Below are 25,250 nucleotides of genomic sequence, written 5' to 3'. Positions count from 1 at the left end.
CAGCGCCGTGCCACGCCGTAACCCCCGCCGTACGGTCCGCCGGCCGCAGCGCGGAAAGGACGTGCTGCACGGCCCGGAAGGCGCCCGGGGCGACGCGTTCCGTTGCGTCGGCTGTCGGCTCGACGTACCGCTGACCGCACCGGGCACCGCCCACCGCAACCACTGTCCGCACTGCCTGACCAGCCTGCACGTCGACCGGCGCATACCGGGCGACCGGGCGGCGGACTGCCGGGGCCGCATGGCGGCGCTCAGCCTGTCCGTACGCCCGGACGGGGAGTGGACGCTCATCCACGAGTGCCTGACCTGCGGCGAACTCAGCGCCAACCGCATCGCGGGGGACGACAACGCCCTCGCCCTGATGCGCCTGGCCGTCCGCCCCCTGGCGGGCAGCACCGTCCCGGCACGCGCACTGCTCATGCGGTGACACGTGCCCCGGTCGTCCCGGTCGTCCCGGTCGTCGTCATGCCCGACGACCGGGCTGCCGGGGCGTCGGCCAGTCCTGCGTCTCCGCCCACGCCCCGTACGAGGTCCAGGGGACGGTGGGAAACTGCGCCCGCAACGCCTCCAGGTCCACCTGGTAGCCGGTGTCCGTCAGGAACCGGTACATGGCGAACATGTCGGGGTTGGCGGTGCGCAGGTCCTCCAGCGGGGTCCGCCGGAACGTGACCGTGCCGCCGGCGGCCCTGCCGATCTCCCCGGCCATCCGGACCGGGGTGGGATCGTCGCCCGCGACCTCGACGCGCTGCCCGATCCAGCGGCCCGGTTCGGCCACCATCGCGGCCACGACCCGGCCCAGGTCCTGCCGCGCCACCTGCTGGAGCGGCCGGTCACCGGGCAGCGGCAGGGTGAGGAGACCCGCGGCCACCTCGTCGAGCGCGCCCAGCGCGTTGTCGTAGAAGTACGTCGGCGCGACCACCGACGCCGGGAGACCGGAGACCGTGAGCAGTTCCTCGGTCCTGGCCTTGGTCTCGAAGTGCGGGACACCGGTGTCGCGGTCGGCACTGGCGACGGAGGCCAGCACCAGGTACGGCAGGCGCACGTCCTCCGCGGCCCGTACGATCGCCGCGCCCTGCGCCAGTTCGGCGTCCAGTCCCTCCTGGAACGGTGTGGTCACGGCGAACGCCGCCGACGCGTTCCGGAACGCCTCGGCGAGCGAGACCGGGTCGGACAGCTCCCCGACGACGACCTCCACGCCGACGGCCGCCAGCGCCCGGGCCCGCACACTGCCCGGGTCCCGCACCACGGCACGCACCGGGCGCCCCGCCTCCCGCAGCGCGGCGACCACCGCGCCGCCCTGTCCGCCGGTCGCTCCGAGCACGGCAATGGGCATGGTTCCTCCCGGGTCGAGGGCACGCATCCCATGCTGACCAGCGGAGGCCGGGACCGCCACCGGAGAGCGGGAGAAGCGGGGCTCGAAGCGAGCGGGAGGGGCGGCGTCGGTCGCCAGTTCCTCGAAGCGGACAGGCCGGCAGACGGACAGGCGGGCAGACGGACAGGCGGGCAGACGGACAGCCGGGCGGTCGGCCGCGACCACGACCACGGCTGCGGCTGCGGCTGCGGCTGCGGCTACGGCTACGGCTACGGCTTGAGGACCGTGCGCAGGCCGACACCGGCCCGCAGGTCGCCGAACGCCCGCTCGACATCGGTCAGCGTGCCCCGGTTGCCGATCAGGCGGTCCAGGGGCAGCCGCCCGGCCCGGTGCAGGGCCGCCAGGCGGGGGAAGTCGACGGCGGGGACGCTGGATCCGTAGTTGCAGCCGAGGATCGACTTGCCCTGGTCGGCGAGGTCGAACGGGTCGATGGAGACCTTGGCCCCGATCGCGGTCATGCCGACGAGGACGGCCTGTCCACCGGCGCGCAGCAGCCCCGGCAGGGTTTCGATGGTGGCGGGGCGTCCGATGGCCTCGAAGGCGTGGTGGGCGCCGCCGGTGATCTCGTGGACCCTGGCCGTGAGGTCCGGGTCGTCGCCGCGCAGGGTGTGCGTGGCACCCAGCGAACGGGCCAGTTCCAGTCGTTCCTCGGAGAGGTCCACGGCGACGATCGGGTGGGCGCCGACCGTGCGCAGGCCCAGGACGACGGCCTGCCCGACGCCACCGCAGCCGATGACGACGGCGGAGTCGCCGGGGCGCACGTCGGCCGTGTGGACGGCGGCGCCGACCCCGGTGGTCACCGCGCAGCCGATGAGCGCGCCGACGTCGAAGGGCACGTTCCGGTCGACCGGGACGGCGGCGGCCTCCGGGACGACCACGTACTCGGAGAACGCGCCGACGCCGAGGAAGGGCAGGACGTCCTCGCCGTGCTCGTCACTGAACGGGGTGGAGCCGTCGGGGAGCGTGTTGGAGACGGCCTTGGTGTTGCCGCACAGCCAGGCACGTCCGGCGGCGCACGCCTCGCAGCGGCGGCAGGGCGCGAACCAGGAGAGGATCACATGGTCGCCGACGCTCACGTCGTGGACGTCGGGTCCGATCGCCTCGACGACGCCCGCACCCTCGTGGCCCAGGACCAGCGGGGTGTCGGTGGGCCAGTCGCCCTCGACGATGTGCAGGTCGGAGTGGCACACACCGCTGGCCATGACCCGGACGAGGACCTGGTCGGCGCGGGGCGCGGCAAGGGTCAGGGTCCGGATGCCGGTCTCGCCGGTGGCCGGGTCGTGGACGACGGCGCGGGTGAGACGGGGGCCGGTGGTGCTGTGGTGGGTGCTCATCGGACGGTCTCCCGGGAGGAAGTGGGCTGGTGGCCGGTGCCCGCGGGGGTGGAGTCGGGCTCGGCGAAGGACTGGCTGGCGGCGATGCGCAGGTGCGGCTTGGCCACGAACAGGTAGATCAGGCCGATCACGGTGAGGGCCGAGAACACGGCGATCACTGCCCAGACCACGATCCAGGGGGCGCCGGGAGCGGCGAGCGAGGCGCGCGGCCAGGCGACGTTGATGGCCTCGAAGACCAGCCAGACCACCGCGACGATGTTGAGGACCAGGCCCTTGCGGCCCATCTTCATGTCGCCCTTGTCGGGGTCCCACCGGCCGGTGAGCCGGGCCCGCAGCGCGGTCGCGGTGACGATCAGGAAGACGATGTAGAAGCCGCCGGAACCGAAGGCCATCAACGTGCCGGCGGCGTCGCCGTTCAGGCCGAGGAGCAGGCCGAGGCAGGCCAGGACGGTGACGGTCCACAGGGCGCCGTGCGGCACCTGACGGCGGCCGACCTTCTTCAGCAGCCGGGAGGCGGGCAGCATCTCGTCGCGGGCCATGCCGAAGACGGCCCGGCCGAGGTAGGTCTGGATGGAGACCGCGCAGGCGATGAAGGCGATCAGGACGACGGCGGTGAACGGACGCACGGCCCAGCTGCCGAACGCGTCGACGACCGACGCGAGGACCGGGTCGGCGATCTCGCCGGACTCGGCGCCCGCCACGTCCTTGAGCGACATCGTCACGGACAGGGCGGTGAGCAGCACGACGAGGCCGACCGCGGTCAGCGAGCGCAGAATGGCGCGCGGGACGTCACGGCGCGGGTTGACGGTCTCCTCGGACACCTGGGAGCAGGCGTCGAAGCCGAGGAAGGCCCAGCCGCCGACGGCGAGAGCGGCCATGAACCCGGCGGTTCCGCCGCCGCTCGCGGGGCCCTGGAAGAGGATCGAGAAGTCGTGGTTGCGGAAGAAGAACAGCAGCGCGAGGGAGATCCCGATCGAGGCGACGGCCTCCGCGACGATGCCCGCGTTCAGGAACCACTTCAGCGGGTTCACACCGAGCTGGTTGATCAGCAGGGCGAGGACCAGGAAGACCACACCGCACAGCACCTGCTGCCCCGGGGTCGGGGCGTCGCCCGTGACCAGGGAGAACAGCCAGGGCCCACCCAGGTAGGCGACGGTGGACAGTGAGGCGATCGCCGAGGCGAGGTACAGGAATCCGGTGAACCAGCCCGCCCGGTCCCCGGCCAGTCGGCGCACCCACTGGTAGCAGCCGCCCGCGATGGGCCACTGCGAGGCCAGCGAGGCGTAGACCGAGGCGACGGTGAGCTGGAGGACCAGGACGAGCGGGATCAGCCAGACCCAGGAGGGGCCCGCGGTGATGTAGCCGAGGGACACCGCCGCGTAGATCCCCACGACCGGTGAGACGGTCGCGAAGCCGACGGAGAAGGTGGACCACAGGCTCAGCCCGCGGTGCAGCTCCTGCTGGTAACCGGTGTCCGTGCCGTCGTCGGTGCCGGTGCCGGTGTGCGCCCCGGTGGCGGTGTTCGTACCCTGCGGGCCTGCGTGGTGTGGCATGGCGGCCGGCCTTTCTGCGGTTCGTGGGTGCCGCTTGCTGTCCGCTCGTCCGGTGCGCGGGGGGCGCGACCGTTGAGGAAGGGTGCGGAGCGGAGGGAACGTGCGGCGCCGTGACGGGTCCGGGGAACCGGACCCGTCACCGGCGGGGTGGGATCAGGCGGTCCCGTGCGCCGTCATGACGTGCTTGACGCGGGTGTAGTCCTCCAGGCCGTAGCCGGAGAGGTCCTTGCCGTGGCCCGACTGCTTGAAGCCGCCGTGCGGCATCTCGGAGGCGAGCAGGCCGTGCGTGTTGATCCAGACGCAGCCGAAGTCGAGAGCCCCGGACAAGCGTACGGCCCGGCCGTGGTCGGACGTCCACACGGACGAGGCGAGTCCCTGCGGGACGCCGTTGGCGAGGGCGATGGCCTCTTCCTCGGTGGTGAAGGTCTGCACGGTGAGCACCGGGCCGAAGATCTCCTCCTGGACGATCTCGTCGTCCTGCCGCAGCCCGTCGACGACGGTCGCGGCGAGGTAGAAGCCCCGGTCGCCGACCTGCTTGCCGCCCGCCCGGACGGTGGCGTGCTCGGGCAGCCGGTCCAGCAGGCCCAGGACGCGCGAGAGCTGCCCGGCGCTGTTGAGGGGGCCGAAGTCGGCCTCCTCGTCGAGCGGGGGCCGCCCGGTGCGGGTGGCGTCGGCCTGCGCGGCCAGCGCCTCGACGAAGGCGTCGTGGACGTCGGCGTGGACCAGGACGCGGGAGGCGGCGGTGCAGTCCTGGCCCGCGTTGTAGTACGCGCCCTGGGCGATGCCCTCCGCCGCGGCGACCGGGTCGACGTCGGGGAAGACCAGGGCCGGGGCGTTGCCGCCGAGCTCCAGGTGGGTGAGCTTGAGCGCACCGGCCGCGGCCCGTGCGACCTCGGCGCCCGCGCGGGTGGAGCCGGTCAGCGAGACCAGCGCGGGGACCTCGTGCTCCACAAGGGCGCGGCCGGTGTCCCGGTCGCCGGTGAGCACGTTGACGACGCCCTCGGGCAGGTGCGCGGCGCAGATCTCGCCGAGCAGGACCGTGGTGGTCGGCGTGGTCTCGGCGGGCTTGATCACCGTGGTGTTGCCCGCGGCGACGGCCGGACCGATCTTCCACACCGCCATCATCAGCGGGTAGTTCCAGGGGGTGATCTGGGCGCAGACGCCGATCGGCTCGCGGCGGATCGACGAGGTGTGCCCGGTCAGGTACTCGCCGGTGGCCCGGCCCTCCAGCATGCGGGCGGCGCCGCCGAAGAAGCGCAGCGCGTCCGCGCTCTGCGGGATCTCCTCGGTGAGGACGATGTGACGCGGCTTGCCGGTCTCGCGGCACTCGGCGTCCGCGAACTCCTCGGCGCGGCGCTCCAGCTCGTCGGCGATCCGCAGCAGGGCGGTCATCCGCTCGCCCGGAGTGCTCTTCGACCAGCCGGTGAAGGCGGCCCCGGCGGCGCGTACCGCCGCCTCGACCTCGTCCGGACCGCACAGGGCACTGGCGCCGAACGCCTCGCCGGTGGCGGGGTCGGTCAGCTCCAGGGCCCGGCCGTCGGCGGGCAGGACCCGGACGCCGCCGATCAGGGCGGGAAGGGTGGGACGGGCGGTCATCGCTTCTCCTCCGAGCGCAGGGCCAGCAGGCTGACCAGGTCGTACGCGACGTGCGAGGCGGCCGTGGCGGTGATGTCGGCGTGGTCGTAGGCGGGCGCGACCTCCACGACGTCGCCGCCGACGATGTTGGTGTCGCGCAGCCCGCGCAGGATCTCCAGCAGCTCGCGCGAGGTGAGGCCGCCCGCCTCGGGGGTGCCGGTGCCGGGGGCGTGCGCCGGGTCGAGCACGTCGATGTCGACGGAGATGTACAGCGGCCGGTCGCCGACCCGCTGACGGAGCTGGTCGACGACCTCGTAGACGCCGCGCCGCATGACGTCGGCGGAGGTGACGATGCCGAAGCCGAGGCGCTCGTCCTCGCTGAGGTCGGCCTTGCCGTACAGGGGTCCGCGGGTGCCGACGTGCGACAGCGCCTCGGTGTCGAGGATGCCCTCCTCGACGGCGCGGCGGAACGGCGTGCCGTGGGTGTAGGGCTCGCCGAAGTAGGTGTCCCAGGTGTCCAGGTGGGCGTCGAAGTGCAGCAGCGCGACCGGACCGTGCTTCCTGGCGGCGGCGCGCAGCAGCGGCAGGGAGAGGGTGTGGTCGCCGCCGATGGTGACGACCGAGGCACCGGTGTCCATCAGTGCGCCGACCTCGTCCTGCACGGTGGCCACGGCCTCGCCGATGTTGAACGGGTTGACCGGGATGTCCCCGGCGTCGACGACCTGCACGGACGCGAACGGGGAGACGTCGAGGGCCGGGTTGTACGGGCGCAGGAGACGGCTGGCCTCGCGCACCGCGGCCGGCGCGAAGCGGGCGCCCGGCCGGTACGAGACGCCGGTGTCGAAGGGGATGCCGACGACCGCGATGTCCGCGGCGGGCACCTCCTCGATGCGCGGCAGCCGCGCGAAGGTCGCGATACCGGCGAAGCGCGGTACGCGGGCGCTGTCCACGGGACCGACGGGGCCCACGGGGCCGTCCGCGTTGGGGGACTGTGCGAGGGACATGGGTGAGGCTCTTTTCTTCCGGACGGTGATGCTGCCGGGGTTCCGGACGGTGGTGCTGCCGGGTGGGGCGCGGTTCCGCGAGTCGGGTTCCGCGGGCTCCGGCTCCGCGGGTCGGGTTCCGCGGGCTCCGGCTCCGCGGTTTCCGGGCCCGGTTCCGCGGGTCTCGGTTCCGCGGCCCGGGTTCCGGGATGCGGTTCCACGGATTCGGCGAACGGGGCAGGTCTCCTGGCGCCGACTTTCACCATAAGGTTGCGTACCGCTAAACATCATTGGCCGTTCCATCCCATTTCTCCTTACTCTTGGGTTGATACGACCCACCCTCTCCCCGCGGTACGGAAAGCCGCCGCGGGTCCGTGGGTCCGCCCCCGAAAATCCCGAGCTCCCGGAGGCCGGCTGTGAGCACCGAGGCCCGCGACGACGCACCCGACGCGGTCGCCCCCCATCGCGCCGCGCCCGAGCCGGAGATCACCGTCCCGTTGCGGGAGATCGCCGAGCTGCCCGGCCTCGGCCTGGAGGTCCTGGCCGGACATGAGCTGCTGGACCGGGAGGTGCGCTGGGCGCACGTCAGCGAGCTCGCCGACCCCGCCCCGTACCTGGACGGTGGCGAACTGCTGCTGAGCGCCGGGCTGAACCTGCCGGACGACCCCGACCTGCTGCGTTCCTACGCTCGCGCCCTGGCGGACTCCGGTGTGGCCGCGCTCGGCTTCGGGCTCGCCCCGGTGCACTCCGAGGCGCCCGCCGTCCTGGTCGAGGCGTGCGAACGGTACGGCCTGCCGCTGCTCACCGTCCCGCGCGCCACCCCGTTCCTCGCGGTGAGCCGGGCCGTGGCGGACGCCCTGGAGGGGCGCAGGGCCGACCAGCAACGGGGACTGGCGGAGGCGCAGAGCCGGATCACGCGCGCCGCCCTGCACGGAGTGCCGCCGGTCCCCGCGGTGCTCGCGGCGATGGCGGACGCGGCGGACTGCTGGGCCGTCCTGCTGGACAGCAGGGGCAACCCGGTCCGGACGGCCGGCGGCGCCCCGGAACCCGGCCGGGACCTCGTGGACCTCGCCCTGCGCCTGGGGCGCGGCTCGGGTCCGCGCAGCGCCACGCACGCCAGCGGCGGCGTCCACGTCGACCTGCATCCGATCGCCTCGCTCCACGGCCGGCCGCACGTCCTGCTGCTCGGCAGGTCACGCCCCTTCACCGCCCCGGACCGCACCCTCACTGCCGTGTGCGTGGGACTGCTCGGGCTGCTTGCCGAATCGGAGCGCGTCACGGGAACCCGGCACAGCCTGATGACCCGCCTCCTCCTGGGCGAGCGCCCCGCCCCGAGCGACCCCGGCTCCCCGGAAGCCCGGCCCTCCCGGGTGGAACGGCTGCTGCGCGCCCTGCTGGACACCGACGAGCCGGAACCCGTGCGCGTCCTGCGCGGCATCTGGGCCCCCACCGGCCGCGGCACGCCGCGGCCGGACGACGCGACGGTCGTGATCCGCGCCCTCGGAAGCCCACTGGTCGATCTCCACGACGGGCAGTTGTGCGCGATCGTCCCGGCCGACACCTCCCCGGACCGGCTGACCGCGCTGCACACCGAATCGGGCTGGCTGACCGCCCTGAGCCGTCCCGTCGCGCCCGACCGCCTGCCCTCGGCGGGCCAGGACGCCCGCCTCCTGCTGGAACGCGCCGTCGCGTCCGGCACACCGCTCGTCTCCCGGGCCGCGGGACACGGCGTCGGCGAACTCCTCGAACAGTCCCAGGCCGCCGCCTGGGCCCGCACCGCCCTGGGCCCGCTCCTCGACGAAGTGCCGGACGGCCCCGAACTCGTACGTCTGCTGCGCGTCTGGCTCGCCTGCCACGGAAGTTGGGACCGCACGGCGCAAACCACCGACATGCATCGCAACAGCGTCCGCCACCGCGTCAACCGCATCCAGCGGCTCCTCGGCGCCGACCTGTCCGACCCGGACACCCGCGCCCAGCTCTGGCTCGCCCTCACCTGGTACGAGCCGTGAGCCGACGACGTGAGCCGACGGAACGGGCCGGGCCGCGTCCCGGCCCCGGGGTCCGGCCCCGCGTCCTGCCCCCGAGCCCGGCCCCGGGGTCCGCCGCGTCAGAGGAACTCCGCGTACGCGTCCAGCGCCCGCAGCACCTCCGCCTCCCCCGCCGGGGGCAGTTGCAGCACGGTCTCCTCGATGCCCAGGTCCGCGTAGTGCGCCAGTTTTCCCGGGTCCGGGACCACCGCGTACGGGACGACCTGAAGGTGTTTCGGGTCGCGGCCTGCCGCCTCCCAGGCGGCGCGCAGCCTGGGCAGGGACTCGGTGAGCCCGTGGCCGCCGATCGGCAGCCAGCCGTCCGCCTGCCGTGCGATCCGTTCGAAGAGCTTCGGGCCCGCCGCGCCGCCGAAGAGGGTGCGCGGGCCGCCCACCGGGCCGCGAGCCGCCTGAACCGGCTTGGGGTACGCGTCACTTGCCCGGACCGAGGCGAACTTCCCCTCGTAGGCGGTCGGTTCGTCCGCCCACAGGGCCTGCATCAGGGCCAGCCGGTCGTGGGCGAGGGCGCGGCGGGTCGACCAGTCCACCCCGTGGTCGGCGGCCTCCTCGACGTTCCAGCCGTAGCCGACGCCCAGGGTGAACCGGCCGCCGGAGAGGTGGTCGAGGGTGGCGATCCGCTTGGCCAGGTCGATCGGGTCGTGCTGGGCGACGAGGGTGACACCGGTGCCGAGGGCGAGGCGTTCGGTGACGGCGGCGGCCTGGGCGAGGGCGACGAAGGGATCCAGGGTGCGGGCGTACTCGGGCGGGAGTTCGCCGCCCGCGGGGTACGGGGTTTCCCTGCTCACCGGGATGTGGGTGTGTTCGGGCAGGTAGAGCCCGGCGAATCCGCGCTGCTCCAGCTCGCGGGCGAGCCGCAGCGGCGTGATGGTCTCGTCGGTGAGGAAGATCGTCATGGCGATCCGCATATGAGGACACCTCCGTCGTGGTCGGTACGGTGACGGCCCCAACGTAGGGCGTGCGGCGCCCGAATCCGAGTGCGCGCGTCACCGCATGCGGGTACACGGCGTCAGCACACGCGCGAGTGCGCGACGTCACCGCGTGCGGACAGTCCACGCGGACGTCTCGGGCTCTCAGCCGGCGAGGGCCTCGACGAGACAGGTCACGGCTCCCACACCCGCCCCGTACCCGGGGATGGCCACCAACGGCCACGGCACCGGCCGGGGCACGAGGACGCGGACGTGGAACGCGAAGTCACGGTATTCGGGCATGCCCTCGGTGCCGGGCAGCACCATGAAGCGCGGTCGTACGAGGCAGAACAGCCACCAGTCCAGAACCAGCAGGTCGAAGAGCGTGACGGCGAGGAAGCCGACCGTGCCGAGGACGAAGGGCGGCCAGAATCCCAGCGGGCCGTCCGCCCGCGCGTGCAGGGCGAGGACACCGCCCACCGGGACCGCGACGAGGACCAGCAGGTTCAGCAGCCCGGCGGCGGCGGCCGTCCGCCTGCCGCGCTCGCTCTGTGGCCCGTACCGCTCCCGGATCGCCGGTGGGTAGTCCCCGAGCAGGGCGTCCCGGGCCACGAGCAGCGCACCGACGACGACGGCACCGACCAGGGCCGCCGACACGAGGGCGGAGACGAGACTGACGCCCAGCAGTTCCGAGGTGTCCATGGAAGGGACGATAAGGGCTGTCACTTAGGTGTGCCTGCCCTTATTTAGCAGTGGCGGTGCGGCAATGCGGTGCGGTTCCCGGCCGGGAGCGTCACAGTGGAAGGGAGGCACAGGGCGGGACGGGGGCTGCTGCCGGAGGAGGTGTCCGGATGGATGCGACCGGGACAAGCGGAGACCGACCCCAGGGCGACCGGGAACGCACCGATCACGGGACCCGGCACGACCGCCGGGAACGTCGCGACGGGCAGCGCGCCGAGGCGGACGCGAAGCCGCACGGCGACGACGGACACACGGGCGCACCGCCCTGTTTCGTGGTGCAGGTCCACCAGGCGCGGCGCACACACTTCGACTTCCGGCTGGAGGTCGGCGGAGTGCTGAAGTCGTGGGCGGTGCCGCGCGGCCCCTCGGAGAACCCGCGCGAACGGCGGCTGGCCGTCGCCACCCGGGACCACCCGCTGGAATACCGCACCTTCGAGGGGGTCATCGCGAAGGGTGACAGCGGGAGCGGCACGGTGATCGTCTGGGACCAGGGCACCTACCGCCCGCTCAGCCACGACAGGTGGGGCGCCCCGGTGCCGTTCGAGCAGGCCCTGGAGGACGGGCACGCGACCTTCTGGCTGGACGGCACCCGGCTGCACGGCGAGTTCGCCCTCACCCGTTTCAAGAAGGGCGGCGAGGGCGGCGCACCGGGTGAGGACGTGTGGCTGCTGATCAAGGCGAGGGACGGGCAGGCCACGCACGACGGGCCGGACACGCCCGATCCGTATCTGGCGCGCTCGGCCCGCACCGGCCGGACCCTCGCCCAGGTGGCCGCCGACGAAGGAGGCGGGGCCCCGTGACCGCGCGCGGCACCGTGACGGCCCTCCTCGACCGCTACGGAACCACGTACGCGGACGAGGCGGGCATCCGGCTGCGGAACACCCCGCAGCCGCTGTACCAACTCCTGGTCCTCAGCAACCTGTTGAGCGCCCGCATCCGGGCGTCCGCGGCGGTGGCGGCGGCCCGTGCGCTGTTCGCCCACGGCCTGCGCTCCCCCGACCGAATGCTGGCGGCGAGCTGGCAGGAACGGGTCGACGCGCTGGGCGAGGGCGGCTACCGGCGCTACGACGAACGGACCGCCACCCAGCTCGGTGACGGCGCACGGCTCCTGCTGGACGACTACGGGGGCGATCTGCGACGGCTGCGCGAGGAGGCCGACGGCGACCTGGACGCGCTGCGGGCCGGGCTGCGCCGGACCCCGGGCATCGGCCCGGCAGGGGCGGACATCTTCCTGCGCGAGGTCCAGGACGTGTGGCCGGAGGCGGCGCCGTTCGTGGACGGCAAGGCGCTCCGGGGCGCGGAGAAACTGGGCCTGCCCGCCTCCCCGGCGAAGCTCGTACGACTGGCGGAGGGGGCCGGGACCACCGCCCGCGAGGAACACGAAGAGCACGAGAGACGTGAGGGGCGCGCGGAACACGAGAGATGCGCGGGGCGCGAGGGGCGGGTCGAGCAGGACGGCGGCCGGGGACCCGCCGCGCTCGCCGCGGCCCTGGTCCGTGCCGCGCTGGACAAGCACGTGGTGGACGACGTCGTCGCACATGCGGCGTGAGGGGGGACTCCCCCGGCGCCGAACCCCGGACCGGCCTCTCGGGCCTGGCGCCCCGGCCCTCAGTCCTCCACGACCAGCGCCGGGGTCTCCTTGGTCAGCACCTCGCCCCGGAAGAACGCCGGACTGCGGCGCTGCATCACCAGCATCAGCACCACCCCGAGCAGCAGCAGCCCCACACCGATCACGAACACCGACCCGACCCCGAGGACGGACGAACCGGAGCCGTACGCCGGGTTCCACATGTCGTACAGGGTCTTGCCGAATACCGCGCCGAGCAGGAGGCCGCCGACCACCGGGAAGAGCCCCTTGAAGGCGAGGTCGCGGACGGAGCGGGTCAGATCGGCGCGGAAGTACCAGGCACAGGCGAAGGCCGTCAGCGCGTATTGAAGTGCTCTCCCGGCTGAAGCCGGGAGATTCCTGCTTACCTTGCGGTAGCGGGCTTGACGCGCTTCGCGCGCCTGACGACTGCCCTCCCGGCAGCCGGGATGAGCGCGAGGCCCATCCGGTACAGGTGCAAGACGTTCCGGGCTGCGTTGTAATCGGCGTTGCCCGACCAGCCGCAGTCTGGGTTCTTGCACACGAACACGGCCTGGGACTCCCGGTTGCCGGGCGTGGTGAAGCCGCACGCTGAGCAGCGTTGGGAGGTGCCGGGGGCGGGGACCTTGACCAGGGTGCCGCCGTGCTGAGCGGTCTTGTACGCCAGCATGGTGACCGTGCGGCCCCATGCCTCCCCGCTGATGGAGCGGTTCAGCCCAGACTTCTGGGCAACGTTCTTCCCCGGCTCTTCGACCGTCCCCTTGGCGGACTTGACCATGTTCGTGATGATGAGTGCTTCGACCACGACCGTGCCGTATGTGCGGGCGATGGCGGTGGTCGTCCGGTGCTGCCAGTCCAGGGCCCGGCGCTTGGCTTTCGCGCGGAGTCCTGCGATCTGGCCGTAGGTGTGGTGCAGTCGGCGGCTGGTGCGCTCGCCGGGCTTCCGGTGCCGCTTACGCTGCGCGGCGCGCTGCTCCAAGTGCAGGAGCTTGGCCTTCTCCTTCCCGGTCAGCCATTCGCCGTGCTCGTACGTTTCGCCGTCCGAGAGGGCGATGGGCACGGTGACGCCGACGTCGATGCCGATGTCCGGCCCCTGGTGGGGCTCGGGCTTGCCCTGAAGGGTCTGGACACGGAAGGCGATGTGCCAGCCAAGCGCGTCTTTGACCAGCCGGGCCCCGGTGATCCGGTTCTCCGTGCTTGCGTGCTTGCCCACGGGCAGGTCCTTGGTCCACCGGAACCGGACACGGCCCACCTTGGGAATGTTGACCATGCCCCAGCGTCGGTGCACCCGAACGATGTTCAGGTCCCGGCCCTGCGGGATGTCCACAGACATCACCGTGCGGAACCGCCCCTTGAAGTTCGGGGCGTCGGCGCGGCCCTCCCAGCAGTTCCGCCACGCCTGGAAGTACGTCTTGAGAACCGCTTGCGCGGCCTGCGCGGGCAGGACGGCGAGAAAGTCGATGTCCTCGCGAGCCTGGCGAATCGCGGCGTCCGCGTTCGCGAGAGTCCGCGCTTCCTTCGGCATCATCTGCCACCAGGCATGCAGCAGGTTCCACACGGTGCGGGCCGCGTGCGCCTGGTCATCGGCCTTCAACAGCCCGGCAGGCGACAGTGCAAGCCGGGCACGGTGCCCGAACTGCCGCTTGACCAAGGTGTCCTGACTCACAATCGAGAGCCTGGCATTGGTTTATGTCACCACGATGGAACCCTAATCCCGATGTCAGAACTGGTCGCCATGTTGTCTACAACCTGCACGTTCATTTGGTTTTCGTCACCAAGTACAGACGGAAGGCGTGCACCGACGCCATGCTGACCCGCACCGAAGAGATCATGCGGGAGGTCTGCGCCGACTTCGAGGCCGAGCTGAAACAGTTCAACGGCGAACAGGACCACGTGCACCTGCTCGTGCACTATCCGCCGAAAGTCCAACTGTCCAAGCTGGTCAACTCCCTCAAGGGTGTCAGCTCCCGGCGGCTCCGCCAGGAGTACGACAGCCATGTCCGCCGGTACCTGTGGGGCGGACACTTCTGGTCCGGTTCCTACTTCGCCGGCTCATGCGGCGGGGCACCCCTGACCGTCGTCAAGCAGTACATCGAGAACCAGCAGCGCCCCGTCTGACCGTCACCACGGAGATGCAGAGCCCTCCGGCGCTCCGCGCCTCCGGCCCCAAGGATGGCCTTCACCCCCCCCTGAAGGGCGGAGCACCGGCCAAGATCAGAGGTAGACGGGGGCGACGGTGGAGACGCCGATGACGGCGCTGCCCATCAGGCCGACGGAGTTGCCGCCGAGACCCTTGCCGCGCACACCGCCGTCGGCCGGGGCGGCGGCGCCCCGTGCCGTGTCTCCGGCCCGCGGCCGCACGTCCAGCTGTGTCATGGAAGGGACGTTATGCGCTGCGATATCCACATCCGGACTATGAGACTCCAATGTCTCACCCTTGAATATTTGGCTACAGACACAGGAAGTTGAAGCAAATCAAAGGCCCGAAACCCATCACACCTTCCGATGCGAGGTCACCTTCCACCGCAGCGCCGTGCTGGAATCGCAGCCCTGTCCGTTTTGTGTGGATTCAAAATTTCCCGTGGGTGTCCGCTGAGCGGACACCCACCCGCCAAGTCCCTGTCGGTGCGCGGGAAGTTCAGCCGGGCCAGACGATCGCCTGGAGCTCGCTGTACGCGTGCAGGGCGTAGGAGCCGACGTCACGGCCCACCCCGCTCCTCTTGAACCCTCCGAACGGGGCCTCCATGTTGCGTCCCACCGTGTTCACCCCGACCCCACCGGCGCGCAGCCGCCGGGCGATCCGGAAGGCCCGCGCCACGTCCGAGGACCAGACGTAGTCGATCAGCCCGTAGTCGCTGTCGTTGGCGAGGGCGATGCCCTCCTCCTCGTCGTCGAAGGGGACGACCACGACGACCGGGCCGAAGATCTCCTCGCGGACGACGCGCATGTCGTTGGTGCAGTCGGCGAGGAGGGTGGGGGCGACGTAGAAGCCCCTGTCGAGTCCGGCCGGGCGTTCGCCGCCGGTCACGACCCGGGCGCCCTCCTTCCTGCCGAGTTCGACGTACGACTCGACGCGGTCGCGGTGGGCGGCGGAGATGACCGGACCGACGACCGTCCCCCGTACCGTCGGGTCGCCCACCCTCAGCAGTCCCGTGTACGCGGTGAGCTTCTCGATCAGGGCGTCGTGGACGCCGCGTTGGACGAGCACGCGGGTCGGGGCCGTGCAGATCTGGCCGCTGTAGAAGGAGAACGTGGTGCCGATGCCCGCCGCCGCGGAGTCGAGGTCGGCGTCGTCGAGGACCACGGCGGCTCCCTTTCCGCCCAGCTCCATCAACTGCCGCTTCATGGCCCGTCCGCAGACCTCGCCGATGCGTTGTCCGACGGCGGTGGAGCCGGTGAAGCTGACCATGTCGACGTCCGGGGCGTCGACGGCGGCCTCACCCGCCTCGGGCCCCGACCCGGTGACGACGTTGACGACGCCCGCCGGAACCCCTGCCGCTTCCAGCACCTCGGCCATCCGGTAGACGGACAGCGGATCCTGTGGCGCGGGCTTCACCACCACCGTGTTGCCCATGGCGAGCGCGGGGGCGATCTTGCCGGCCGGGTTGGCCCAGGGGTTGTTGTACGAGGTGATGCACGCGACGACGCCCACCGGCTGACGTACCGCGAGCGCCCCGAAGACCCCCGCCCGTCCCATCGGGCCCGCCTCGTTGATCTGCGGCGCGATCGGCTCCTCGACAGGTTCCAGGGCGCCCCTGGCGTACCGCCGGAAGCGGGCGGCGCCGACGGCGACCTGCATGCCCCGGGCGGTTCCCGTGGTGGCGCCGCTCTCCGCCTGCGCGAGCACGGCATGGCCGCGCAGGTCCCGCAGCATCAGGTCGGCGGCCCGGTCCAGGATCGCGGCCCGGTCCTCCGGGCGGGTGCGCGACCAGCCGTCCAGCGCCTCACGGGCTGCCGCGGCCGCCGCGTGCACCTGTTCGCGGCTCGCCTCCGGGGCGAGGCCCACGACCTCCTCGGTGGCCGGGTTGATCACCTCGTAGTGGCCGAGTTCGGGTTCGGTCCACCGCCCGCCGACGAAGAGACGCCGACGCCCGTCGCCTGGCCGCTGCCCGTCGCTCATGCGGTGCTCACCGTCCGGGTGTCGCGGCCGGAACGGAGCACCGTGCCGGGGACCGCGCCGGTCACCTTGTCGTCGCGCAGCGTCTCGACCCCGTTGACCCGGACCGACACGATGCCGATCGCCTTGGAGTCGAGGCGGGGGCTGTCGCCCGGGAGGTCGTGCACCAGGGTGGCGGGGCCGGCGTCGACGCGTTCGGGGTCGAAAAGGACGAGGTCGGCGTGGAAGCCCTCCTCGATCCTGCCCCGGTCGCGGAGCCCGAACAGCCGGGCGGGGTCGTCGGTGAGCATCTTGACGGCCTGTTCCAGGGGGAGGAGTCTGCGCCTGCGCAGGCAGTCGCCGAGGAAGCGGGTGGTGTACGGGGCGCCGCACATGCGGTCCAGGTGGGCGCCGGCGTCGGAGCCGCCGAGCATGACGTCCTCGTGCCCCCAGGTCTGCCGACGCAGCTCCCAGGACGCGGGGTCGTTGTCGGTGGGCATCGGCCACAGCACGGTGCGCAGTTCGTCGTCGGCGCAGATCTCGACGAGGCAGTGGAAGGCGTCCTGGCCGCGTTCGGCGGCGATGTCACCGACGACCCGGCCGGTCAGTCCCTCGTTCGCGTCGCTGTAGGTGTCACCGATGACGTACCGGCCGAAGTCGGCGAGGCGCCGGAAGACACCGGCCTCCTTGCTGTCGGCGCGGCGCAGCATCTCGGCCCGGGTGGCGGGGTCGCGGAGCCGGGCGATCCGTTCCGGGACGGGGAGGGAGAGGATCTCGCCCCAGCCGGGGATGAGGTTGAGGGCGCAGAAGGTGCCGAGCGACATGTTCATCGGGGTGAGGATCGGCATGGTGAGGGCGACGATCCGGCCCCCGGCCCGGCGGGCCCGTTCGCTGGGTATCAGCTGGCGCGGCACGCGTTCCGGGACGGCGGCGTCGATGGTGAGCACGTTCCAGTTCAGCGGGCGTCCGGCGGTGGCGGTCATGTCGACGAGGAGGTCGATCTCCTCGTCGGAGAACTGGTCGAGACAGCCCGCGACGATCGCTTCGAGCTGGGTGCCCTCGTGCTCGCCGACGGCGCGGGCCAGGGCGAGGAGTTCCTCGGGCAGCGCGTGCCGGGAGGCGACCGGCTGTCCGTCGCCGTCGGAGTGGGTGGCGGACTGGGTGGTGGACAGTCCCCAGGCCCCGGCGTCCATGGCGTCGTGGAACAGCGCGAGCATGGCGTGGAGCTGTGCGGGGGTGGGCTGCCCGCCGATCGCGTCGGCGCCCATGACGTGCCTGCGCAGGGCGCAGTGGCCGACCATGAATCCGGCGTTGACGGCGATCCGCCCTTCGAGGGCGTCCAGGTACTCGCGGAAGCTGGACCAGCTCCAGTCGACGCCCTCCTCCAGCGCCTTGAGCGCCATTCCCTCCACCCGCGCCATCATGCGGCGGGTGTAGTCGGCGTCCTCGGGGCGGTCCGGGTGGAGCGGGGCGAGGGTGAATCCGCAGTTCCCCCCGGCGACGGTGGTGACCCCGTGGTTCATGGACGGGGTGGCGTACGGGTCCCAGAAGAGCTGGGCGTCGTAGTGGGTGTGCGGGTCGACGAAGCCGGGGGCGAGGACGAGCCCGGTGGCGTCCTCGCTGGTGACGGCCTCCTCGGTGAGGGTGCCCGGTTCGGCGACGACGGCGATGCGGCCGTCCCGGATGCCGACGTCGGCGCGGTACGAGGGGCCGCCGGTACCGTCCACGACGGTCGCTCCGCGGATGAGGTGGTCGAGCATGACGGGGGGTTCCCTTCCGTGCGTCGAATCCGTGCGCCGAAACCGGGCAGCCGGTGGATGCGGCGCGCCGGTGCGAGGTTGTCCCGGCAGGTGCGGCCGGCGTGCGTACGGCCGGACCTGCCCGACCGCGATGTGTACGACCGGGATGTGTACGGCCGGGGTGCGTACGGCCGGGGTGCGTACGGCCGCGGTACGCGCCCCGGCCGCACGGAGCGGCGGTCCGGGAAGACGCCGCCGTCGTGAGCGGGGCTCCGCACACCGGACGGGCCCCGAAGGACGCCGATCCTCCGGTCACCCGCCGGACGGATCCCGGGGGATGCCGGGCATCCGGCGGGCCGGCCCGGGTGGAGCCTGATCGCCTGTCCGGCTGTCCGACGGGCTCACTTGCGTCCCGCCGCCGCCCGGAACCGCGAGGTCCGGTGCACCGGGTCGGTGTCGATCTCCGGGATCACGTGCTCGCCGATCAGCTTGATCGAGTTCAGCGTGTCCTCGCGGCTGATCCCGATCGGCAGCCCGAAGCTCAGTTGGTCGGCCCCCGCCTGCTCCCAGCGCCTGCACTGGCGCAGCACCTCGTCCGGGTCGCCGCAGATCATCAGTTCCTCGGCGATCAGCAGCTCGATGATCTCCTCGGTGTACTCCGGCAGCAGCTCGGGCCACTCGGGGATGCCCTCCGGCCGGGGGAAGGTGTCGTGGTAGCGGAACAGCAGCGACTGGAGGTAGTTGAGCCCGCCGCCCACCGCGATCTCGACGGCCTTGGCGTGTGTCTCGGCACAGATGGCGGTGGAGGTGACCATGACGTTGTCGTTGACGAAGTCCCCGACGGGTTCGGCGTCCTTGACGGCGGTCTTGTAGGACTCGACGACCCACTCCATGTCGGAGACCTTCTGCACGCTGAACCCCAGGACTCCGAGCCCCTTGCTCCCCGCCATGGCGTACGAGGACGGCGAGCCGGCCGCGTACCACATCGCCGGATGCGACCCCCCGTACGGCTTGGGCAGGATCTTGCGCGGCGGCAGCGACCAGTGCTTGCCCTGGAATCCGGCGTACTCGTCCTGGAGCCACATCTTGGGGAACTCGGCGATGGTCTCCTCCCAGAGTTCCTTGGTGTGGTTCATGTCGGTGATGCCCGGCATGAAGCCGAGGATCTCGTGGCTGCCGGCCCCGCGCCCCGAGCCGAACTCGAAGCGCCCTTCCGACAGGTGGTCGAGCATGGCGACCTTCTCGGCCACCTTGACCGGGTGGTTGACCGGGGCGAGCGGGTTGAAGATGCCGGATCCGAGGTGGATGCGGTCGGTCGCGTGCGCCAGATAGCCCAGGTACACGTCGTTGGCCGAGAGGTGCGAGTACTCCTCCAGGAAGTGGTGCTCGGAGGCCCAGGCGTACTTGAAGCCGGACTTGTCCGCCTGGATGACGTACTCGGTCTCCTCGATCAGTGCCTTGTGCTCTGCCTCGGGGTCGACCCTGGCCCGTGCGGCGGGCACGTACCCCTGTACAAAGAGCCCGAATTCCAAGGGGGTTCACCGTCCTCAATCGCCCTGACTATTTCTGACGCACCGTCAGATCGTGATGCGTCCGACTGTTCCATCGCCACCCGCACCCGTCAATACCTGACGAGCCGTCAGGTATGGCGTGGTTCAGAAGAGGCTGACGCCCGCCAGCCATCCGCCGTCGATGACGAACGGCTGTCCGGTGATGTACGAGGAGTCGTCCGAGGTCAGGAAGAGCGCCAGCGCCGCCACCTCCTCCGGCCTGCCGATCCGCCCCATCGGGACCAGCTTGCGGTACAGCTCGTCCACCGCCGCCGCGGTCTCCTCCGGGTCCGCGGCCGGGTCGAGGGCCGCCGGATTGGTCATCGCGGTGTCCACGGCCCCGGGACAGAGGGCGTTGACCCGTATCTTCCTGGCGGCCAGCTCCACCGCCGCCACCCTGGTGAGCCCGACCACCGCGTGCTTGGTGGCGGCGTACGCGCCCACGAACGCCATGCCGGTGAGCCCCGTGTACGAGGCCGTGTTGACGACGGTGCCGCCGCCCGCGGCCTCGATCTCGGGCGCCACGTGCTTGATCCCGAGGAACGCCCCCACCTGGTTGACCTGCACCACCTGCTGGAACTCCTCCAGCGGCGTGGAGACCAGTTCGTTGAAGCGCAGGATGCCCGCGTTGTTGACGAGCCCGTCGATCCGCCCGAAGGCGTCCTTCGCCACCGCGACGGCGGCCCGCCACTCGTCCTCCACGCCCACGTCCAGGTGGACGAAGCGTGCGGCGTCCTCGCCGTGCTTCTCACGCAGCTCCCCGGCCAGCGCCTCGCCCTGCTCGTCGAGGACGTCGCCGATCACCACCCGTGCCCCCTGAGCCACGAAGAGCCGCGCCTCCTGCTCGCCCTGTCCCCGAGCCGCGCCGCTGATCAGTACGGTCCGCCCGTCCAGCTTGCCCATGCCGAGTCCCTCCTAGTTGCCGAGATGGGGTGCGACCTCGGCGGCGAACGCCGCCATCTGGTCGGTGAGTTCGCCGCGGCTCCGGCTGCGGAACCGCACCTGGATCTGGTGGACGCCCATGTCCCGGTACGCCCGCAGCGACTCCGCGACGGCCTCCGGCCTCCCGCTGAGGGTCCGACGCCCGACGTGCCACCGCGGATCGCCCACGTACAGCGGCTCCGTGATCGCGCCCACGACGATCGGGGTCCCGATCCCGGCCGCCTCGCGCAGCCGCTTCAGCCGGGCGATCTGGGCGGGCAGTCTCTCGCGCGGGTCGCCCTGCGGCAGCCAGCCGTCGCCCCGCACCGCGGCCCGGCGCACGGCGGCGGGCGAGGAGCCGCCCACCCAGACCGGCACCCGGTCCTGGGCCGGGCGCGGCAGTTGCCCCAGCCCGGAGAACGAGAACCGCTTCCCGGCGAACTCCGGGAACTCCTCCGGGCCGAGTGCCGCCCGCAGCGCGTCGACGGTCTCGTCGAGGAGCCCGCCCCGCCCGTCGAAGTCCGCACCGAGCGCCTCGAACTCCTCGGCCACGTGCCCCGCCCCGACCCCGAGGACCAACCGGCCGCCACAGAGGCGGTCGAGGGTGGCGTACTGCTTGGCCGTGGCCAGCGGATGTCGCAGCCCGACGATGGCGACATGGCTCATCAGCAGCACCCGCTCGGTGATCCCGGCGAGGAAGGACAGGGTGGCGACCGGGTCGTACCAGACGGTGCCCATGGCGTCGGCGAGCCGGCGCGGGATCGCCACGTGGTCACAGCTCGCCAGGTAGGCGAATCCGGCCCGGTCGGCGGTACGGGCGATCTCAGCGAGATCGGCGGGACCGGCAGCGGCCTCCCACCCCTCCGCGAAGACCGGGCTCTGCGACTGGATCGGGAGCTGCATTCCGTACGACAGCGGCCCGGTGGTCGAGATCGGCATCGAGCGGCCTCCTTCCGTAACACCGAAGGAATCTGACGCACCGTCATATAACGAGTGCGGGGCCATCGTGATGCCTGACGGCACATCAGACAAGAGGTGCGGGGGTCATCGGCCGCCGAATGCGGGCCGGGTCAGGCGCCCGGCCCGCGGAACAGGAAATCGCCCTCGATCTCGACCCGGGTCGGGGCCTTGCTCCCGTCGTAGTGGTTCACGTCCTCCGTCACCGCCGACCACCGCAGCCGGAACCGTTCACCACCGCCGTCCCCGCCGCCGTCGCGGGAGACCACGGTGATCCGGTTGTCGCGCAGGTGCTGGTGCTCGCAGTAGTAGAGCAGCGACATGCAGGAGTCCTCGCCGTCCGCCACCCCCGGCACCACGAACTCCCGTCCCACCAACGCGTCCACGTCGACTCCGGGCAGCTCGACACCGACCTCCGCGTTCGGCGCCATCCTCAGGTCCGCCGTGTCCTCGCACCGCAGGGCACCGTCCGGATCGGCCTCCGCCTCGAACCAGAGCGTGACCGGCGCCTCGCGCTCCGCGCCCGCGCAGACCCACATCACGGCGGACCTCAGGCGGTACACCTCGTCCCCGTTGAACCGGTGCAGGACGAACCTGCCCCCGGCCCGCCCCGCCTCCGCCGACCACTCGCCCATCCCGCGCCCTCCTCGTCGCCCGTGCCCTCCGCGCGGCCCACGCCCGTCGCACCGCGGCCGTCGCACCGCCCCATCATTCCGTCCGAGCACCGACGCCGACGCCCTCCAGCACCCCGCCCCGCGCGTCGGCGTCGGCGTCGCCGTCGAGGACACCTTCGCCTACCGGCGCCCACACACCGGCGGCCCCGCCCCGCCTCACCGACGAACACACCGGCGCCCGCCTGCTGTCGTTCCGCTACGCGGGCATCACCCGTACGGCGCTGGCCGTCGGTGGCTCCGAACACCTCGGCCTGCCCGCAGCGTTCCCCCACCTCGACAGCATCGACGTGGGACTCGCCCCGGACCACCTCACCGCTCCCACAACCGAGCGAGCGAGCCGGCCGTGTACGCCGAGACGCTCGCCGAGCCGTCCGAACTCGCGGTCCACGGCGCGGAAGCCCTCATGCCGATCCATTCGCCCCTGGCGAGGGGCCGAGGTACGGAGGGTCAGGACGGCACGATCAGGGCTTCCTCCTCGGGCACGTACACACTTCGGGCGTCCACGGTGACGGTGTCTCCGGGCGGAACCATCTCCATGGGTTCATCCGCGCAGTCCGATTTCTCGAAGACGAACACCACCACGTCCGTCTCGTTCTGGATTTTCAGCTCGCCAACGTAAGGATGAGGGTCGTTGTTGCATCCCTTGGGCTCGCGGAAATCAACTCCGTTGAGTACGAGCCGCCCCGCGGCAGCCTGCGAAACCGCTGAAGGGGCGAATGTCGCCATCACGACCGCGACAGCTGTCGTCAGCACGGAAAGTGTGCGAATTTTCATTTCTCCCAACTTTCGTGGACTGGAGCGCGAATTACTGCGACGGTCTGCGCTGCCGGATGGAATAGCGCGACTCCATCCTCGTCCCGAACGTTCGCGTCCGGAGCGGTGCGCGTGTACTGAAGAGCAGCAGGAGTGAGCAGGAACAAACTTCCCCTTCACGCTACCGCCGACATTTCCGGCTAACTCGCCGGGACGGTCACCGGACCATTCTCCGGCGATTGCCCGGCCGCGGCTTCACAGTTCATCCGGGCATTCGGAGTACCCGTCCCGGCCTTCACGAAGCGCATGTAACTGAACAGGCACGCGTTCATCGCCAACTGCCCGTAGTAGTTGGGATGCGCGTACTCCTGAACCGCGTTGCGGTCGGACAGCCTCCCAAATTTATCGGCGTACGCCCCTCTTACCGCATTGATACTGCGAGCCCATTCGGCATCCTTTTCTGCCGGTTTTTTGCCACCACTGACCTGTTCGGCCTGATTCGAGCCCACTTCGTGCCCGTCGAAGAGATCGGTGAGCCCCAGGAACCCCACCTTCTTTGTGGTCGCCACACTCTTGATGACAGCGTTCAGGTCATCGTTGACGTCTCGGAGCCAGTCGAGATCCATGTTGTAGAAGGGAATCCCCTCACGCATACCCGAGTCGAAGGAGTCGCCCTCGCGACGCTCCTTCGAACCGCTGAAGGGGTTCGGATAGGAACGCAGGACGATTTGCGGAATCGCCTTCCCTTTTTCGGTGAAAACTTTCCCCACCTCATCGACAACGTTTCCGATCGAAGTCGGCAGCGCTTCCATGCGCGTGTCGATATCGGATGTGTGCGAAATTGAACAGGGGAAGGACCTGAGGACGAAGTCGCTGACGCAGTCCTTCACCACATCACCGAGCTTGAGATCGTTTCCACCGATGGAGATCACCAGAGTGGTGACCTTATAATTCACATCCTTGTCCAGGAAAGCTTTCAGCTGTTCGATCTGAGGCTGCTCCCCCTTCCACGAGTCCGTCAGGATGTCTTTGCTCTCCGCACCCGAACATGCGAAGTTCTCCACATCCTCGTCATAGAGCCCGAATCCTCCCGACGCATCGGACCGATGGCATCCCGGATCTTTTTTGTCCGTGGTGTAGAGAGAACGGCCGTACGTTTCCAACTGGTTGCGCGCCGTCTTCTCTACATCTTGGGGGTCAGGGACATACTGCTTGAGGGCACCCAAGTTCTTCGCGTTTCCCTCCCAGGCCCCGCCTTCACCCGAGATGAAAGAATCCCCCATCAAAACGATTCGATCGTAGACACCTGCTCTGTTCTCGGGTGCTGCCGCAGTTGGCGCCGAAAGTGCCAGAGTCAGGGCCAGTGCGGTACCGCCCCCGGCAATCAACCTACCCTTGGGCAACATTTCTTTCCTTTCCTTGTTCTCTCCGGGGAGACGTGGGCAATGGTCGCCCATAACACTTCACCTGCGGTTGATCAGCCGATCGACAGGAAGACGGTTTCTGTCAGGCTTTCCCGTCAACCTGACAGGAAAGCCTTTGACTACGCCCCTGGCGGGTTCCTTCGGCAGCCCCTTTTTTCGGGAGTGCCCAGAAATCCTTCAGGCCGTTCGGTCAGGATTTTTCCCGTATGGGGTGCGACCTGATTCCGACGACTGCGTCTGCCCGTCGGCTCCCATTTTTCAGCTCACGAACTTCACGCTGCGGAAAGTGATCTCCCACGGCCGGGAGTCACCGTGCGAGTAAATGGTGTGGCGTGCGTTTCCCTTGCAGTTCGTCGCAGGGTAGAGAACGGCGTCGAAGTCGGTTTCGTTGAATACCCACCCGACGAACCCCGGATCGATCTGATGGCAAGTACCTTCCTTGGGATGGTCGATGATGTGAACGGGACCGTCCGGCGGCTTGCAGTAGGCGAAGATGCCGGCACTTGGCGGTGCGCAGTGCTCAAGAGCGCCCGCCGTGGCGATACCTGTGTGTGAGACAAGGGACACCGCCGACGCGACCGTGAACCCGAGCAGATTCCGCATGAGCATGGCGCGATCCTCCTGGTATGTAGATGCACTTTCCCGTTCTGCACCGGTTCGGCGACCGCGCCACCCCTGACAGCAGTCGCCGTTCCTTCAGCGTTCAAATCGCACGCCGACAAACGCCTGGTCGAATGTGTGCTTCTGCTTGGGGGTGAGCCTGCTGTAGGGATGCCCTTGACAATCCGGCTCCACGTACAACAAGGCATCGCGGTTGGTGAGGTTCTCCGTCAGCGTCTCTGCGGCGATCTTCACGGTGTAACACGGACCGTCTTCGGGGTTGTAGAGGCTCTTGGCCGTGCCACCCTTGGTTTCGTGGTAGACGAACTCCCCGGTAGCAGCCTGAGAGATAGTCGTCGACTGAACGAGAAAAATCACGGAAACAGTCGCCAGTACAGCGAGTGTGTGACTTCGTCGCATCCCTGTTCCTCTCTGCTTGGTGA

General features: G+C 70.7%; 24 protein-coding genes and 1 pseudogene. 5 read left to right on the top strand and 20 right to left on the bottom strand.

The features are described from left to right. The first annotated feature begins 7 nt into the window (after positions 1–7). A complete protein-coding gene (locus ACF1CT_RS30535) occupies positions 8–424 on the top strand; it encodes an RNHCP domain-containing protein (RefSeq protein ID WP_391787213.1) in 417 nt (138 codons plus the stop codon). A gap of 36 nt (positions 425–460) precedes the next feature. Here the strand turns inward: ACF1CT_RS30535 and ACF1CT_RS30530 are convergent, their stop codons facing one another. From ACF1CT_RS30530 to speB, 5 genes are all read right to left on the bottom strand, one after another. Next, the gene (locus ACF1CT_RS30530; RefSeq protein ID WP_391787212.1) at positions 461–1,330 is read right to left on the bottom strand and encodes an NmrA family NAD(P)-binding protein; all 870 of its coding nucleotides are present in this window, start codon (positions 1,328–1,330) and stop codon (positions 461–463) included. Between the two features lie 248 nt (positions 1,331–1,578). Beyond that, positions 1,579–2,703 carry an alcohol dehydrogenase catalytic domain-containing protein gene (locus ACF1CT_RS30525; protein ID WP_391787211.1) on the bottom strand — a complete coding sequence of 375 codons (1,125 nt, stop codon included), beginning with the start codon at positions 2,701–2,703 and terminating at the stop codon, positions 1,579–1,581. After that, positions 2,700–4,256: an APC family permease gene (locus ACF1CT_RS30520; RefSeq protein ID WP_391787210.1), complete on the bottom strand. Its 1,557-nt coding sequence runs from the start codon at positions 4,254–4,256 to the stop codon at positions 2,700–2,702. The genes ACF1CT_RS30525 and ACF1CT_RS30520 overlap by 4 nt, the downstream gene beginning before the upstream one ends. Positions 4,257–4,409: 153 nt before the next feature. Beyond that, on the bottom strand, positions 4,410–5,852 hold the full coding sequence (locus ACF1CT_RS30515) for an aminobutyraldehyde dehydrogenase (RefSeq protein WP_391787209.1): 1,443 nt from the start codon (positions 5,850–5,852) through the stop codon (positions 4,410–4,412). Beyond that, a complete protein-coding gene (speB, locus tag ACF1CT_RS30510; RefSeq protein WP_391787208.1) occupies positions 5,849–6,835 on the bottom strand; it encodes an agmatinase in 987 nt (328 codons plus the stop codon). Before speB ends, ACF1CT_RS30515 begins: the two co-directional genes overlap by 4 nt. A gap of 395 nt (positions 6,836–7,230) precedes the next feature. Between speB and ACF1CT_RS30505 the strand changes: the two genes are divergently transcribed. Then, entirely contained in the window at positions 7,231–8,823 is a 1,593-nt protein-coding gene (locus tag ACF1CT_RS30505) for a PucR family transcriptional regulator (RefSeq protein WP_391787207.1), read from the top strand. A 98-nt stretch (positions 8,824–8,921) separates the two neighbouring features. On the opposite strand, the gene ACF1CT_RS30500 is transcribed toward ACF1CT_RS30505, so the two are convergent. Together ACF1CT_RS30500 and ACF1CT_RS30495 are read right to left on the bottom strand one after the other, a co-directional pair. Beyond that, the gene (locus ACF1CT_RS30500; RefSeq protein ID WP_391787206.1) at positions 8,922–9,767 is read right to left on the bottom strand and encodes an LLM class F420-dependent oxidoreductase; all 846 of its coding nucleotides are present in this window, start codon (positions 9,765–9,767) and stop codon (positions 8,922–8,924) included. A 165-nt stretch (positions 9,768–9,932) separates the two neighbouring features. Next, complete coding sequence (locus ACF1CT_RS30495) at positions 9,933–10,469, bottom strand: hypothetical protein (protein ID WP_391787205.1); 537 nt, start codon at positions 10,467–10,469, stop codon at positions 9,933–9,935. 149 nt (positions 10,470–10,618) lie between these two features. Here ACF1CT_RS30495 and ACF1CT_RS30490 point away from each other — a divergent pair, with 149 nt between their 5' ends. Together ACF1CT_RS30490 and ACF1CT_RS30485 are read left to right on the top strand one after the other, a co-directional pair. Then, a complete protein-coding gene (locus ACF1CT_RS30490) occupies positions 10,619–11,308 on the top strand; it encodes a DNA polymerase ligase N-terminal domain-containing protein (RefSeq protein ID WP_391787204.1) in 690 nt (229 codons plus the stop codon). Beyond that, complete coding sequence (locus ACF1CT_RS30485; protein ID WP_391787203.1) at positions 11,305–12,057, top strand: endonuclease; 753 nt, start codon at positions 11,305–11,307, stop codon at positions 12,055–12,057. The genes ACF1CT_RS30490 and ACF1CT_RS30485 overlap by 4 nt, the downstream gene beginning before the upstream one ends. Positions 12,058–12,116: 59 nt before the next feature. On the opposite strand, the pseudogene ACF1CT_RS30480 reads toward ACF1CT_RS30485, so the two are convergent. Together ACF1CT_RS30480 and ACF1CT_RS30475 are read right to left on the bottom strand one after the other, a co-directional pair. Beyond that, a pseudogene (locus ACF1CT_RS30480) lies at positions 12,117–12,440 on the bottom strand (amino acid transporter); the annotation flags it as partial. Between the two features lie 38 nt (positions 12,441–12,478). Further along, positions 12,479–13,759, bottom strand: a complete 1,281-nt coding sequence (locus ACF1CT_RS30475; protein ID WP_391787202.1) for an RNA-guided endonuclease InsQ/TnpB family protein — start codon at positions 13,757–13,759, stop codon at positions 12,479–12,481. A gap of 23 nt (positions 13,760–13,782) precedes the next feature. On the opposite strand from ACF1CT_RS30475, the gene tnpA reads away from it, so the two are divergent. After that, the gene (gene tnpA, locus ACF1CT_RS30470) at positions 13,783–14,211 is read left to right on the top strand and encodes an IS200/IS605 family transposase (RefSeq protein WP_391787201.1); all 429 of its coding nucleotides are present in this window, start codon (positions 13,783–13,785) and stop codon (positions 14,209–14,211) included. Between the two features lie 96 nt (positions 14,212–14,307). Here the strand turns inward: tnpA and ACF1CT_RS30465 are convergent, their stop codons facing one another. The 11 genes from ACF1CT_RS30465 to ACF1CT_RS30415 form a co-directional block, all read right to left on the bottom strand. Then, entirely contained in the window at positions 14,308–14,469 is a 162-nt protein-coding gene (locus ACF1CT_RS30465) for a hypothetical protein (RefSeq protein WP_391787243.1), read from the bottom strand. A 262-nt stretch (positions 14,470–14,731) separates the two neighbouring features. Continuing rightward, positions 14,732–16,213 carry an aldehyde dehydrogenase family protein gene (locus ACF1CT_RS30460; protein WP_391787200.1) on the bottom strand — a complete coding sequence of 494 codons (1,482 nt, stop codon included), beginning with the start codon at positions 16,211–16,213 and terminating at the stop codon, positions 14,732–14,734. Then, positions 16,210–17,949, bottom strand: a complete 1,740-nt coding sequence (locus ACF1CT_RS30455) for an amidohydrolase family protein (protein WP_391787199.1) — start codon at positions 17,947–17,949, stop codon at positions 16,210–16,212. Before ACF1CT_RS30455 ends, ACF1CT_RS30460 begins: the two co-directional genes overlap by 4 nt. A gap of 380 nt (positions 17,950–18,329) precedes the next feature. Next, complete coding sequence (locus ACF1CT_RS30450) at positions 18,330–19,460, bottom strand: LLM class flavin-dependent oxidoreductase (RefSeq protein WP_391787198.1); 1,131 nt, start codon at positions 19,458–19,460, stop codon at positions 18,330–18,332. 123 nt (positions 19,461–19,583) lie between these two features. Next, the gene (locus ACF1CT_RS30445; protein WP_391787197.1) at positions 19,584–20,381 is read right to left on the bottom strand and encodes an SDR family NAD(P)-dependent oxidoreductase; all 798 of its coding nucleotides are present in this window, start codon (positions 20,379–20,381) and stop codon (positions 19,584–19,586) included. Positions 20,382–20,393: 12 nt separating this feature from the next. Beyond that, a complete protein-coding gene (locus ACF1CT_RS30440) occupies positions 20,394–21,338 on the bottom strand; it encodes an LLM class F420-dependent oxidoreductase (RefSeq protein WP_391787196.1) in 945 nt (314 codons plus the stop codon). Positions 21,339–21,469: 131 nt separating this feature from the next. Next, positions 21,470–21,991 carry a hypothetical protein gene (locus tag ACF1CT_RS30435; RefSeq protein ID WP_391787195.1) on the bottom strand — a complete coding sequence of 174 codons (522 nt, stop codon included), beginning with the start codon at positions 21,989–21,991 and terminating at the stop codon, positions 21,470–21,472. Between the two features lie 486 nt (positions 21,992–22,477). Next, positions 22,478–22,804, bottom strand: a complete 327-nt coding sequence (locus tag ACF1CT_RS30430) for a hypothetical protein (RefSeq protein ID WP_391787194.1) — start codon at positions 22,802–22,804, stop codon at positions 22,478–22,480. Positions 22,805–22,983: 179 nt separating this feature from the next. Then, positions 22,984–24,240 (bottom strand): SGNH/GDSL hydrolase family protein, encoded by a 1,257-nt coding sequence (locus ACF1CT_RS30425; protein WP_391787193.1) that lies wholly within the window; start codon positions 24,238–24,240, stop codon positions 22,984–22,986. A gap of 225 nt (positions 24,241–24,465) precedes the next feature. After that, positions 24,466–24,810: a hypothetical protein gene (locus ACF1CT_RS30420; RefSeq protein ID WP_391787192.1), complete on the bottom strand. Its 345-nt coding sequence runs from the start codon at positions 24,808–24,810 to the stop codon at positions 24,466–24,468. Positions 24,811–24,903: 93 nt separating this feature from the next. Beyond that, positions 24,904–25,185 carry a hypothetical protein gene (locus ACF1CT_RS30415; RefSeq protein WP_391787191.1) on the bottom strand — a complete coding sequence of 94 codons (282 nt, stop codon included), beginning with the start codon at positions 25,183–25,185 and terminating at the stop codon, positions 24,904–24,906. Positions 25,186–25,250: the final 65 nt, after the last annotated feature.

The sequence above is a fragment of the Streptomyces sp. NPDC014734 genome, from assembly GCF_043083325.1.
Classification (GTDB): domain Bacteria; phylum Actinomycetota; class Actinomycetes; order Streptomycetales; family Streptomycetaceae; genus Streptomyces.
The sequence above is the reverse complement of the archived record's forward strand: the minus strand, read 5'-3'. Positions and strand labels throughout refer to the sequence as shown.